This window comes from Laspinema sp. D2d (assembly GCF_025370755.1).
Taxonomy (GTDB): Bacteria; Cyanobacteriota; Cyanobacteriia; order Cyanobacteriales; family Laspinemataceae; genus Laspinema.
Genome location: NZ_JAMXFC010000005.1, coordinates 241,343 through 255,117, shown reverse-complemented (window position 1 = coordinate 255,117; position 13,775 = coordinate 241,343). Strand labels below are relative to the sequence as shown.

11 protein-coding genes are annotated in these 13,775 nt (G+C 45.9%); 5 read left to right on the top strand and 6 right to left on the bottom strand.

All coding sequences use genetic code 11. The annotated features are described in order from the left end of the window. Positions 1-216 precede the first annotated feature (216 nt). Positions 217-1,722: a hypothetical protein gene (locus tag NG796_RS05690; RefSeq protein WP_261204943.1), complete on the bottom strand. Its 1,506-nt coding sequence runs from the start codon at positions 1,720-1,722 to the stop codon at positions 217-219. 116 nt (positions 1,723-1,838) lie between these two features. Continuing rightward, on the bottom strand, positions 1,839-4,511 hold the full coding sequence (locus NG796_RS05685) for an AAA family ATPase (protein WP_261204942.1): 2,673 nt from the start codon (positions 4,509-4,511) through the stop codon (positions 1,839-1,841). A gap of 356 nt (positions 4,512-4,867) precedes the next feature. Between NG796_RS05685 and NG796_RS05680 the strand changes: the two genes are divergently transcribed. Continuing rightward, entirely contained in the window at positions 4,868-5,824 is a 957-nt protein-coding gene (locus NG796_RS05680) for a metal ABC transporter solute-binding protein, Zn/Mn family (RefSeq protein WP_261204941.1), read from the top strand. 5 nt (positions 5,825-5,829) lie between these two features. Continuing rightward, complete coding sequence (locus NG796_RS05675; RefSeq protein WP_261204940.1) at positions 5,830-6,660, top strand: metal ABC transporter ATP-binding protein; 831 nt, start codon at positions 5,830-5,832, stop codon at positions 6,658-6,660. A 166-nt stretch (positions 6,661-6,826) separates the two neighbouring features. Here NG796_RS05675 and NG796_RS05670 read toward each other — a convergent pair whose 3' ends face one another. Then, positions 6,827-7,234 (bottom strand): ArsR/SmtB family transcription factor, encoded by a 408-nt coding sequence (locus NG796_RS05670; protein ID WP_261204939.1) that lies wholly within the window; start codon positions 7,232-7,234, stop codon positions 6,827-6,829. Positions 7,235-7,297: 63 nt separating this feature from the next. On the opposite strand from NG796_RS05670, the gene NG796_RS05665 reads away from it, so the two are divergent. Beyond that, positions 7,298-8,200 (top strand): metal ABC transporter permease, encoded by a 903-nt coding sequence (locus NG796_RS05665; RefSeq protein WP_261204938.1) that lies wholly within the window; start codon positions 7,298-7,300, stop codon positions 8,198-8,200. Here the strand turns inward: NG796_RS05665 and aguB are convergent. The 3 genes from aguB to NG796_RS05650 all read right to left on the bottom strand — a co-directional run bounded on the left by aguB (position 8,178) and on the right by NG796_RS05650 (position 10,590). Continuing rightward, positions 8,178-9,038: an N-carbamoylputrescine amidase gene (aguB, locus tag NG796_RS05660; RefSeq protein WP_411268789.1), complete on the bottom strand. Its 861-nt coding sequence runs from the start codon at positions 9,036-9,038 to the stop codon at positions 8,178-8,180. The genes NG796_RS05665 and aguB overlap by 23 nt on opposite strands. A 65-nt stretch (positions 9,039-9,103) precedes the next feature. Then, entirely contained in the window at positions 9,104-10,180 is a 1,077-nt protein-coding gene (locus tag NG796_RS05655) for an agmatine deiminase family protein (RefSeq protein WP_261204936.1), read from the bottom strand. A gap of 203 nt (positions 10,181-10,383) precedes the next feature. Next, complete coding sequence (locus tag NG796_RS05650) at positions 10,384-10,590, bottom strand: hypothetical protein (protein ID WP_261204935.1); 207 nt, start codon at positions 10,588-10,590, stop codon at positions 10,384-10,386. A 162-nt stretch (positions 10,591-10,752) separates the two neighbouring features. On the opposite strand from NG796_RS05650, the gene NG796_RS05645 reads away from it, so the two are divergent. Continuing rightward, positions 10,753-12,045: an aminopeptidase P N-terminal domain-containing protein gene (locus NG796_RS05645; protein WP_261204934.1), complete on the top strand. Its 1,293-nt coding sequence runs from the start codon at positions 10,753-10,755 to the stop codon at positions 12,043-12,045. A 1,484-nt stretch (positions 12,046-13,529) separates the two neighbouring features. Next, positions 13,530-13,664 carry a hypothetical protein gene (locus NG796_RS05640; protein ID WP_261204933.1) on the top strand — a complete coding sequence of 45 codons (135 nt, stop codon included), beginning with the start codon at positions 13,530-13,532 and terminating at the stop codon, positions 13,662-13,664. Positions 13,665-13,775 lie beyond the last annotated feature (111 nt).

Here is a 13,775-nt window from a genome sequence, read left to right as displayed (position 1 = left end):
GAGTGATCCCCCCAACCCCCCTTAAGAAGGGGGGCTTTAGAGACTTTTTGAATAAGTCTATAGAAATTAAAACATTGGAGGCAGGCTGATTTAACAATTTTTTGATATTAAAGCTGGATGTCAATGCCTAAAATTGTCCTAAATTGAGGCGGAGAAGGACAGGGTATTGCCTTGTCCCTCTAGTCAAAAATGCCACAATTTTTGTCTGTAAATCCTTTATGAAGAGGGTTGTTTTGGTGTATTTTGACGTTGTTTTACTTGTTCCATATCCTGATATTCCGCTTGGGGTTCGTCATAGCATTGGGTTTGGCCTTGCAATTCTAATCCTGATTCGTTATGGAGTGCATTAAAAATCCCCTCGGCTCGTTGGCGGAGTTGTTCTTCATCTAATAAGCGATCGCTGAAGGCATTGATGGAAATATTATTCGCTCCTAATTCTTTTTCCGGCGTAATCACGGTGACGACTTCTTCCCCGGCAATATTTTTGACCTTGACCACATAAGCATTGCGATAGTCTGCACCTTCGTAGCTGGCATCCGCCTTGGGGTCTGTGAGTTGATAGCCGTAAGATTCCAACAGTTCTACGACATTATCGGCAATTTCTGCCCGCATTTGGGAGAGAATCACTTGCATTTTGGCTTGGTTGGCAATGTCGGCTAGTTCCGGACGGAGGGCTTCGATTTGTTGGCCTAATTCCTGGATTTGTTCCGTGGTTAGGGTGGATTCCTCTGCGGTGAGTTGTTGTTGAAACTGTTGGAGCTTTTGCTGATAAGCCGTTAACCGTCCATCAGTCCAATAATCAACTTCTTCCTGAAAGGTTTCGACTTCGCCCCCGGCTTCTCCGAGTTCAATTTCAATCTGACGATGAGCTTGCACTTCCGTGATTAGGGTTCGCAAATCTTCTAATGTGGCGGTATAATAAAGTAACCATTCTTGTTCTTTTTGTTCCAGTTCCAGGCGCAAATCCGCGAGTTTGAGGTAGGTGTCTTGGGAAGTGGAGATCGCCGCTTCAAAAACCCCAGCAGCTAAGTTTTGTTTTGCCAACTCTAAATTGCGCCGTAAGTCAGCCAGTTGATTCGGAGCAAAGCGCTGGTGTTGGTAATCGCGGTCGATTTGCTGCCAGATTTGTTCCACATCGGTGAGCAGTTCTTGGGCCAATTTTGCTTTAGTTTGTCGTTCCTGTTCGAGGTTTTCAAATACCCGGTCAATTTGCTTTTGTAGCAGCCGTTGTCCCCTTTCCCGCGCTTGTCGCTCTTCCTCTAGGAGTTTGGAGAATTTCTGGTCCAGTTGTTGATTGAGGGTGAGATATTCTTGACGTTGGTCGGCTGTAATGCGAAGATATTCTGTGCGCTGTTTTTCAAAACCGGCGCGCATGGCGGAAGTGAGCCGATCGCCTTCTTGAAGGAGCGCCTGTTGCTGTCGCACTTCGGATTCTCGGACCGCTTGCTGAAAGTCTTGGCGCTGTATTCGCAATCGCTGTTGGGTCTCACGTTCCAGGTTCCCTAGGTTACTCCGCAGGCGTTGTGCCTCTTGTTCCTGCTGTTTCGCACGTTGTTCTAATGGTAGGAGGCGTTGCTGCATTTCTCGATTCGCTTCTGCACGCATCCGATTCAGGCGATCGGGTAAGTCTTGTTGCACCGATCGCAGTCGGCTATCCTGTTCCTGTAATCGCCGTAAGTCGGCTTCACTAATACTCACATATCGTTCTTTTCTACCACTCATCTTGATCTCCGGTTATTTATCATTTTGTTAGCGAGAAGAATCCCCTAGGAACTCTTCTCTTTAGGTTTAAAAGGCATTCTATAGCAAGTTTAAATCATTTAAACAATTGATTTAAGTTAGCCTACCTTGAATGGCGGTAAATCTTGTTTAGCAAAGGTAATCATTGCTTCCCCTTCGAGGTTGTCGCGGATGAGGCGAACCTGCTGTAATTGGACCATTGCCTCAAACAAATTGCGGACATCTCGCCCATTACCAAAGTTGCGATCGCGCGTCTTGTACATTTGATTCAGTCGTTCTAATAGCACTTGTTGGACCTCCGGAGGACAACGGTAAGCGGGTTTAGAAGTCCGGCAATAGGAAAGAAAAATTTCCAGCATTTCTTCCCCGGTATAGTCGGGAAATTCGATGGTTTTGGCGATGCGGGACTGGAGACCCGGATTGGTGGCTAAAAAGGCTTGCATGGGTTGGGTATAACCGGCAAAAATTACTACTAGGCGATCGCGATAATTTTCGAGCATTGGGACGAGGGTATCCACCGCTTCTTGACCATAATCCTGTGCCCCTGCCCGGGATGAGGCGAGTGCATAGGCTTCATCAATAAACAAAATTCCATCCAGGGCTTCTTCTACTTTTGCCCGAGTTTTTGGAGCAGTTTGTCCCACATATTCAGCCACCAATGAATCCCGTGGTTTATCTATTTTAATCAGTTGGCCTTTTTTGAGAATTCCCAACGCTTTAAAAATTGCTCCTACGAGTTCCGCTACGGTGGTTTTTCCAGTTCCCGGATTGCCTAAAAAGACCAGATGGCGAGTGATGCGATCGTCGGTTTCATATCCCGCTTGTCGCAATCGTTGTTTTGCCTGTTCACTAGCTACTAATTCATGCATGGCGGCTTTTACCGAACTTAACCCAATCATGGTATCTAGTTGGTTGAGTAAGCCGTTTAATGTCCCCTGATCTCGTCGTCCGGATCCGGCAGCAATGGCAGTAAAATCTAACGCCGGTTGTTCGCAATTCCCAGGAAAAAGCTGCATTTTTTCCCCTTCTACCCTCAAATATGCCCGGTTAATATTCTGGATTTGTAACTCAATCAAATCATCGGTAAATAGATCAGAAATGGCTTCATTAACCCCTCGTCCCCCATAGTTTTTGGCAAGTTCATAAGTAGCGCAAAATAAAGCCATTAATCCAGCTTCATCAAGGATTACATCAATATGATATCGGTCCTGAGCAAACTGTTTCATTAAGCGGAAAATCATCTCAGACTGTTCCGTAAGCTCTAACCGACTTAGGGGAATTATTTTATCAATACGCCCGATAAATTCTGGGGGGAAGTAGCCAGTTTTTTGTAAAATTTCTTTGGCCCGATTAGGGGCTTCTGTAATTGGTTCACTGACTAAATTTGTGGTTAATAAACAAATCGTATCTTTAGGGGCAATGACTGTTTCATTGGCATCACTAGCTCGCCCTTCATCAAAAAAAGCCAACATTTGTCGCCAGATAGAACCATGCGCTTTTTCAATTTCATCAAACAACAAAATGCACCGTTGCTGATTCCGTCGCAAGGCATTGGGTAACCATCCCCCTTGTTCTGACCCGACATATCCTAGGGGACTGCCAAACAAGTTGGAGACTTTATGTTCTTCTCGGTATTCTCCCATATCGCACCGTTCTAAGGGAGTTCCTAGGGCTGATGCGAGAGCTTTACTCAGTTCAGTTTTGCCTGTTCCTGTGGGTCCGGGTAACAAAATAACCAAGGGTTTAGGGCTTTTTTGGGCGGCGATTTTGCCCCGGACTAATTTAACAAGAGTGGCGATCGCCTCTGAATGTCCAATTACTTTTTGCCGGAGTTGTTGGGTCAATTCTGCCGCTGTGGGTAAGGGCATTTTCTGAGTCCATTTGGCCCGATAGGCTTGTTCTAGGGAAAACTCGGAACTAGATAAAAACATATCATGCCAATAGTTCAAAGGTTTAGATTCTTGGGCTAAAGCTGTGGTTAATTTTTCTAATTCATTCCAAGCAATTGTTCGTTCTTCTTGCAATCGAAAACGCTGGATTAAATGGCCGATTTCTGAGACAGTAGGAGTTTCTACCTTACAAATATTCATCAGATTTTGAGAACGCTCGCGATTCAGCAAAAGGTTACTCAAAAATGTCAGGCCAATTTGCTGGCAAAATGATTGTAGTTCTGAATAAGTATCTTGATGGAAAATAAACACACATAAATTGCGATTGGTCGGCAATAACCGCGACCATTCCAGAATCGCCCCATCCAGTTGCCGCAGTAGCTCAAATCGCCGCAAATCTTCGGGATTAGCAAAGACGATCGCAGAGGATTGGCGAGTATCTTCCATGAAATGTTGTAGCAAAGGTAGCACATCTCGGTCCTGCATTCGTTGGGGACGAGTTGTTGAGGGGAAAGGGTGAGAATTGGGGAGAGTTTCCTGCGTTTTTTGGGCGTCTTTTTTACCTAAAAATCGCTTTTTTCGTCCCAAAGGACCGGGGGTAACCTTGATGTCAGTTTGACCCTGAACCGGGGAGGGATGGGGAGGGCGTAACAAGGCGCGATCGCGAGAGTCTGTATCCAGAAAATACAGTTTGCGATTGCCGGAATAAAAGGCAATTCTCTGATATCCTTGAGCCTTAAGGTAGCGATGCAATACTTGTTCGATATCTTGGAGAATCAAATCCTCACTACAAAATGAATCACTGGTATTTGCTCCATATAAAAGCAGAAAGCGATCGCCGGTTCCCTCCTGTATTCCTTGGGTAATCCTCTCAATTGTCACGGTGATTGTCCTCCCTTGATATTCTCTACCCTCTCTGTTGTTGAAAATGTCTCGGGTGAATCTATCATTTTGATAGAAATCCCCTAATAACACAGATTTTTAGTATTTGTGTGTACCCCTTCCATTTTGCTCCCTACACTAATATTGAGCAAGATATAAGTGCTAATGCACGGATGCCAAGGCACTTGTGATCCCTATGAGTAACTCATCACTCCAGAAACCTCTATATTTTCAGTCTGCAATTTGAGAGGGGGGGAAACTGGCCCCTACCCGGCTCGGGAATGGGTTGGTCAGAATGAGACTTATTCTCGTATAATAGGGAAAATCAGACTCGTTATTGAAAGTCCCTTGAACTCATGGTGATTCCTAGACTGTTGAGCCGATCGCTCATCCCACTGCTGCTCTTGCCGATCGCGATCGCCTGTCGTGAACCCGTTGCTGAGACGGAAACTGACAGACAACTTGCTGTATCCGACACCCCCTCTCTGAATGTTGTCGCTACGTTTTTGCCGATGTATTGGTTTACTCGCGCAGTGACGGGGGATAGCGCACAGGTGCAAGTGTTGATTCCTCCGGGAAGCGATGTCCATGAGTATCAAGCTAGACCCGCCGATGTCCAGGCGATCGCCACTGCCAATATTTTAGTTAAAAATGGCATGGATTTAGAGGAATTTCTCGAAAATACCATTACTAATGCTAATAATCCTAACTTACAAGAAATTAATGCCAGTGCCGGGATTCAACCTTTAGAAGATAATACCCCAGTTGTGAACGCGGTTGATAGCAGTCATGATCATGAGCATGGGAAAGGGAATCCTCATGTTTGGCTTGATCCGGTATTCGCTCAACAACAAGTTACCACAATTCGAGAGGGTTTAATCGCTGCTGATCCGGCTAATCAAGCGATTTATGAAGCCAATGCAGCCGCTTATCTTCAGCAATTACAACAACTACATCAGGAGTTTGAGCAGACTTTATCTCAATCTCCCAATTGTAGCTTTATTACCTTTCATGATGCCTATCCTTATATAGCCGATCGCTACAATTTGGAGCAAGTTGCGGTGGTGTCTGTACCGGATGCCAGTTTGTCTCCCCAGGATATCCAAAAAACAGTCCAGGCAGTTCAGCAGTATCAAGCGAAGGCACTCTTTTCAGAACCGAAAGTGGAAAATGGAGTATTGAAAACCCTCGCCACGGACCTGAATTTACCTTTGTATGAAATTGACTCTTTAGAATCGGGACCCCTCGACCCCCAATATTATTTAACCGCGATGCGCGGAAATTTAGAAACTCTTGCAAAGGCTTGTCGGTAATTATTATGAGAATGGGTGAAGCATGGGATAGTAATCGCCGGGACTTAGATGCGGCTTTTACGCGGAATTACTCGATTGTTAAGGTAGAAAACCTGAGCGTTTATCGAGGCAGTTATACGGCATTGCGAGAGGTTTCTTTTGAATTAACAGCGGGAACCAATGTCGCCGTAGTTGGGCCAAATGGGGCGGGGAAAAGTACCTTAGTACAAGCGATTTTAGGGTTAATTCCCCGGAGTTCGGGCGAGGTAGAAATCATGGGAAGACCGTTAGAAAAGCTGGGACGGTTGCGATCGCATCTCGGTTATATTCCCCAAAATTTTCTATTTGATCGCACCTTTCCCATTTCTGTTGGAGAAGTGGTGGGTTTAGGATGGCAACACCGGGAACCGTTTTCCCTCCGCCGAATTAAGCGGTTTCCCTGGCAGTCTAACCCTGACAAAGAAACCGCCGTCATGTCTGCATTGCGGCGAGTGGATGCCTTGCATTTGCGCCATCGGGCGATCGGTGCGCTGAGTGGGGGACAATTAAAGCGGGTATTACTTGCCTATTGTTTAGTGATGTCTCGCCAATTGCTCATTTTAGATGAGGCATTGGCGGGAGTTGATGTCCAGGGAGAGGCTGATTTTTACACCCTATTAAATGAGTTAAAAACTGAACAAAATTGGACGGTGTTACAGGTATCCCATGATCTCAATATGGTGAGTCGCCATTGCGATCGCGTGATTTGTTTAAATCAAACCCTCGTCTGTAGCGGTGCACCGGATATTGCCTTAGCGCCTCAAAATTTGTTAGCGACTTATGGACCAGATTTTGCTCACTATCATCATGATCATTGAGGATGGGAGGGATTGGGGAGATGGGGAGGATGGGGGAGATGGGGAGGATGGGGGAGATGGGGGAGATGGGGGAGATGGGGGAGATGGGGGAGATGGGGGAGATGGGGGAGATGGGGAGGAGTTGGTAGGAATGACTTCTGGGGTTTTTTTCCTTCCCATTCATTCCTTATTCTTCATCCAAATGTTCCGTGACTGCCTCATAAAGACTAACCACATGATTATCCTGAAGTCGATAATAAACTCGGCGTCCTTCTTTGCGATAACTCACCAGGCGAATTGCTTTTAAATTTCGCAATTGATGGGAAACAGCAGATTCGGTCATTTGGACAATTTCTGCTAATTCATGAACGCAGAGTTCTTTTAATGCCAAGGCGGAAATGATTCGCAAGCGATTGGCATCTCCCAGAAAGCTGAAAAACTCCGCCATTCGTTGTGCTTTATTTTCATTCAGTAGCCGATTTTGGATGCTGTTGATATTCTCTAGGTCGATCGCGTGTTCTGATGTGCATTCGAGTTCATCGGATTCTGGGGGGTTGTCCCGGGCCATTTTATCGGTAGAATAGTTAATTGCCATAGTTTGGGTTCAGGAAAAATATCACTAAAAAACTTGAATACTTGATTATTCTTTCAGATATTAATGATGATAACGAATTTATTGGAAATCTTCAACCCTTGTCACGGATATTTACTCCTGGGTAATACACCGATCGCCAACTTCATGGAATTGCTGAGTTTCCCTTTCATGCAACGGGCGATCGCCGGTGGGGTCTTGATGGGAATTCTTGGGGGGTTCCTCGGCACTTTTGTGATTTTGCGCCAACTCTCATTTTTCAGTCACGCCGTAGGACATTCGGCATTAGTTGGGGTGGTGTTAGGCGTGTTGTTACAAGTCAACCCGAATTGGACGCTGTTACCGTTTACCCTGTTATTTGGACTCTCGTCGTTGTATTTAATCGAACGCACTAAATTACCCAGTGATAGTGTGTTTAGTATAGCGGTTTCCGGGGCCTTGGCAATTGGAGTAATTTTGACCAGTTTTATCCCGGGATATCGAGGGAATTTAATGGCGGTATTGTTTGGAGATATCTTGGCGATCGGGCAAACAGATATTTTCTTAATTATAGGATTACTGGTGATCAGTTGCTTATTTTTATTTTCAACTTGGCGGCAGCAAATTTTACTGACCCTGAATCCAGAACTGGCCCACGTTCAAGGGATTGCTGTTGATATTCATCGCTATTTATTTGTAATATTGCTCTCCCTAACTGTGGCAATTTCTATCAAAGCTGTGGGAATTTTATTGATTAATGCTTTTCTCGTCATTCCCGCAGCGACGGCTAAATTACTGACTCATCATTTTACCCTATTTATTGCCCTTTCGGTCATATTGGGGGCAACCAGTTCTCTGGTGGGAATGCTAGGGTCAGGATTGTTTAATTTTGCCTCTGGCCCTAGCATTGTAGTGGTACAATTTTCAGTGTTTTTGGCTGTATTGGGGGGGAGTCAAATTCTCCACCTTATAGGGTTCCGTCGGCAGTAGAGAGAACGCCATACAGTTCCGGACGCCGATCGCGGAAAAAGCCAAAAGAAGCGCGAGTCCGGGCGATCGCATCCAAGTCAAAGCTGGCACAAATCACCCCCGGGCGATCGCGGTCTAATTCCGCTACTTTATCCCCTCGTTGATTGGCAATAAAGGAGTGACCATAAAAGGTTTGTCCCTCTTCTGTCCCGATGCGATTTGCGGCCACAACGGGGACAATATTCGCCACGGCATGACCAATCATGACCCGTTGCCAAGGGTCTTTGGTATCTAAATCGGGGTCCAAAGGTTCACTGCCGATCGCCGTGGGATAAAACAACAAATCCGCCCCCATTAATACCAGCGATCGAGCGCATTCTGGAAACCATTGATCCCAACAAATTCCTACACCAATTGTCCCATAGTGCGTTTTCCAAACTTTAAATCCCGTATTTCCTGGACGAAAATAGAATTTTTCCTCATAACCAGGACCATCAGGAATATGACTTTTGCGATAAATTCCTAAGACTGTCCCATCGGCATCGACAATGGCGACACTATTATAATAAGCGGGTCCGGCTTTTTCAAAAAATGAAACCGGAATCACCACGTTTAATTCTGCCGCTATCTTTTGAAAGTGGGTAAGGGTTGGATGTCCCTCCACGGGATGGGCCCAAGCAAAAAACTTATCTCGTTCTTCGCGACAGAAATAATAGCCTTCAAATAATTCAGAAGGTAGGATAATTTGTGCGCCTTTTGATGCGGCTTCTCGGACTAATTCAGTAACTCGAGAAACATTGGTTTCTTTGTCTTCACAGAAGGCGGTTTGTAGCGCTGCAACCGTAACCATTTGAGTCATTGGAGTTAAGGGATGGATAAAGGGTGAAGAGGTAACAACCGCTGGGGATTTTAACGGCTGGGGGTTCAAACCTCCGCCTGGTGTTGCTGTCTCCCAGTCGGTTGTTGTTGGGTAATACAGTGAAAAGCACCACCGCCTAATAAAATTGCTTTTGCCGATCGCCCGATGGTATGGCGAGTGGGGAATAGTTTCGCGATCGCCTCTACGGCTTCTTGATCATACTTTGCGCCGTAGGTGGGAACGACAACGGTGCGATTTCCGATATAAAAGTTGGCATAACTTGCTGGGACAATTTCGCCATTGTCATCAACAATTTTACCCGGCGATGGAATCTGAATGACTTGTAAAGGACGACCTTTAGCATCGGTCATTTTTGACAAATTCTCGGCAATTTCGGTGAGAACTGCGGCATTTGGATCATCGGCGTCTCTCGATTCCATACATAAGACGACCCCAGGCGCAACAAACCGGGCGATCGTGTCAATATGTCCATCAGTGTGATCGTTGAGTAAGCCTTGATTTAACCAGAGAACTTTAGAAACTCCAAAAGCCGCGTGCAGAATTTCTTCTAATTCGGATTGAGTGAGTTGGGGATTACGATTGGTATTTAATAAACATTGCCGCGTGGTTAAACAAGTGCCTTCCCCATCCACTTCGATCGCCCCGCCTTCGAGGGTAACCGGGAAATGGTGACTGGGTAAATTGAGGCGATCGCTGATATTTTTTGCCACTTCAGCATCACCGGGAAGAATATACTTCTCACCCCATCCATTAAAATTAAACCGGACTGTGACGACATTCCCATCGGGTTCAACTCGAAAAATTGGGCCAATATCTCGCAACCAAATATCTCCAAAGGGGATAACATGAAAGCGGGCTGAAATGCCTTGTAAGGCAGCTTCAGCAATAGCTTTTCCTGCTTCATTAAGCACCAGAATTTCTAACCGTTCACCCCGACATTCGCCGGAGACGGGATCCGGGTCAGCGATCGCCTGACAGAGGTCCACAAATTCACGACGCGCCGCCTCTAAACTCTCCATCCAGAGATCTTCATGACTGGGAAAAGCCAACCAACAAGCCTGATGCGGTTCCCATTCAGCAGGCATTCGATACGTCACCACAGGGGGAGTTAGGGTAGTCAAGCGCGTTCCTCCAAATTTTTTCTCCTCTATTGAATATTTTAGAGGATGGGGGGATGGGGGAGATGGGGGGATGGGGAGGATGGGGGGGATGGGGAGGATGGGGGGGATGGGGAGAACCCATAAAAATAGGCCGGTTAGAAACCTGCCTGGATGCTGGGAGTTGGGTTTAAATGAGTTAAAATTGATGGCACAGCTTTAGAGCGTCAGCGCCTTTCTAGTAGAGGCATTGCCAATTTGGAACCGGCTTCGCGACAAATACAGCCAGTGTTGAGTGCCTCCCATAGTTTTTCCAGGGAGTCGAGATCCGCTGATTTACACCCTTTGGTAGCGAGGACTTGGCGAATTAATGCTTCGGACTCAACACTGAGGCATCCGGTCTTAAATGCAGATTCTACCAGAAACTCAATCATAACAACTACTGCATCCTCTAAAAAAAATTGTAGATTCCCTTATGTTACTTTCTGCTATTTTGCAGGAAACCAGGCCGATCGCGATCGGGAAAATCTGTGATAATAAACACCTAGACTCTGTGACAGCAATCACTGAAAACCTCGTTTGATTCAAAAATAACCATGATCGAAGCAGCAGAATATCAGCAACGACGGCAGGCACTGATGGAAAAAATCGGCAGTGGGACCGCGATTTTTAGAAGTGCGCCGATGGCGGTGATGCACAATGATGTGGAATATACATTTCGGCAAGATAGTGATTTTTACTATTTAACCGGCTTCAATGAACCCAATGCGGTGGCGGTGTTTGCACCCCATCATGAAGAACATCAATTTGTGCTATTTGTTCAACCCAAGGACCCAGAAAAAGAGGTGTGGACGGGATACCGGATGGGAGTGGAAGGTGCAAAAGAACGGTATGGTGCCGATGAAGCCTATCCGATTAGTGAACTAGAAGAAAAGTTACCCCAATATTTAATCAAAGCCGATCGCCTATACTATCACTTTGGACGCGATCGCCGGTTTAATGAAACGGTTCTCACCCATTGGCAGCGGTTGATGAGAACCTATCCAAAGCGGGGAACCGGACCCATTGCTATTCAGGATTCCGGGACGATTTTGCATCCCTTGCGCTTGGTGAAAAGTCCGGCAGAATTACAACTGATGCGGAAAGCTGCGGAAATTTCAGTTAAAGCGCACATTCATGCGCAAGAGTTCGCACAACCCGGGCGATATGAGTATGAAATTCAAGCAGAAATGGAACATTTGTTTCGGTTGCAGGGGGGAAATGGGTTTGCCTATCCGTCTATTATTGCCTCCGGTGCGAATAGCTGTATTTTGCACTATATCGAAAACGATCGCCAACTGCAAGAAAACGATGTATTACTGATTGATGCCGGTTGTGCTTATGGGTATTACAATGCAGATATCACCCGAACTTTTCCCGTAAATGGCACATTTACACCGGAACAACAGACGATTTATGATATTGTTTTGGAGGCCCAAAAACAGGCAACAGCCCAAGTGCAACCAGGGAATCCTTACAGCAAAATTCATGAAACAGCAGTGCGAGTTCTAGTGGAAGGATTAATGGAACTTGGACTGCTGATAGGAGATATTGAGGAAATCATTAAAGAGGAAAAATATAAACCCTTCTATATGCACAGAACCGGGCATTGGTTGGGTTTAGATGTGCATGATGTGGGAGTCTATCAAAATGGAGAAGACCCGCAGAATTTGCAACCGGGTAATGTATTAACGGTAGAACCTGGACTATATATCGGGTGGGAAACCAAACCTGTGGAAGGACAACCGGAAATCCCAGACTGCTGGCGGGGAATTGGGGTAAGAATTGAGGACGATGTATTGGTGACCCCAGATGGACATGAAGTCTTAACCGAAGGTGTACCTAAATAAGTTTAAGAATGCCACGGTGGGAAGGATGAGGAGTGGGGGACGGTGAGGCTATTTTGGCCGTAGTCAGGGGGTTTTACCCCCTAGTACCCACTTGGGGGCTTAGGTTAAGGGCGATCGCTGCCGTTCCCCGTTCCAAATTAGGGTCAGTTAAACCCGCAGATCCTGGAGTTTCTGTTCCCTCGGAATTGAGACTGACTCCAAATAGGTTCGCCTCAAACTGGGGATTTTTGCTCCCGATCTTGAGTTTTCAACTGTACCGGATCCTCCCCAGATATTCCCCTCAAATATGGGGGGTTTCATCCCCTTATCAATTTTTCGTTTCATCTGATGCAGATATTAAACTAAGAATATGGTATGTAATGGCGCATTTAGTCCGTGTGACTTGAACGGCTTACACCGAGTAACCCTCTCAATCCGTCCCAGAATTTCGAGAGGGGCTTTTCCATCCATTTGCGCTGCTGATGGGTATAAAAATAATTGATAGTGACTCTACGTTTTCAATCAGACTCAGGGCAAAATCAGCTACCGCCATGAATTTTTTGGAAAATAGTTGACAAAACCTCTCAACTCTTGTAGATTAAACCCATTAAAATTAAGTCCCCTTTTTAAAGATTTCCCTAAAAAAAGGGGTACGTTAGCGGTGATTGGTGACTTGCCAAAGCCGATTGGCCTTTGATTAGGAGGATGCGGAGATCTCTAATAGAACCTATAAGATTTTATTTTTAGGAGTTCCGTTAACATCCGATCGCTAGTTCGGCTCGCCCTCGTATTTCTATGGTTCCATCTGTAGCAGTAGTGCCACTTGGGATGAGCCAGAGGGAACGCGAGATATCCCGGAATGGAACTCCATAAGGTGTTGCTGTAGTTACGTTGAAATCGGGGGAATAGCGATCGCACAGGGGGGGTTAGGAAGACGAGCCATCCTCACTGATCAAACTACAGAGAACGCATTAGATTTCTTGCAAACGGCTGAATAGATCCCCCCAACTCACGATCAGATCCCCCTTCCGTCCCCCGGATTAAGGCGGAACTTAGAGGAATGAATGTTTGATCCCCTTTCTCTCCCCTGAATTCAGGCGGAACTTAGAGGAATGAATAGACCTCTTGCTTTCATTCAGGATTGCTTCTCCCCCAATCCCTTGTTAGATCCCCCTCCCGTCCCCGTTAGATCCCCCTCCAGTCCCCCTTAAGAAGGGGGAAGCCAGAGGAATAAATGTTTATTTATCGGGGGAAGCTAGAGAAATAAATGGTTATTTATTGGGAGAAGCTAGAGAAATAAATGTTTATTCACCGGGGGCTTTAAAGAATTTTGCAAGAAGTCTAATGTTTGATTCATGAGGGGTTCAAGACAATTCTGCAACCAGTCTATTTAGAGGAGAGAGATCACAAATGGAGAGAACGGGTTAAACAATTGGGGTGGGGAATAGTCCAACTGCATCAAGAACTCCATAGGATTGACGGATTCGATCGCCGGAGACTAGAGGTTGGGCGAGAACCTCCAAACCTTAGCCGTCAAACTGATTATAGATGTATTATTCTTAGACAATAGGTCCGATTTAGCCGAAGGGATTCCCAGGAGTAGCGATCGCCTAGATGCAAGCCTTGTAGTTCCGGCGTAATTCGGAAAGATGATACAATTTTGCCCGTTGTGATCACCGCAACTGCGAGCATAGACCCAGCAGTTCACCTCCTTATATCACGCTATTAGCGTTCAAGACCTCAGCGATCGC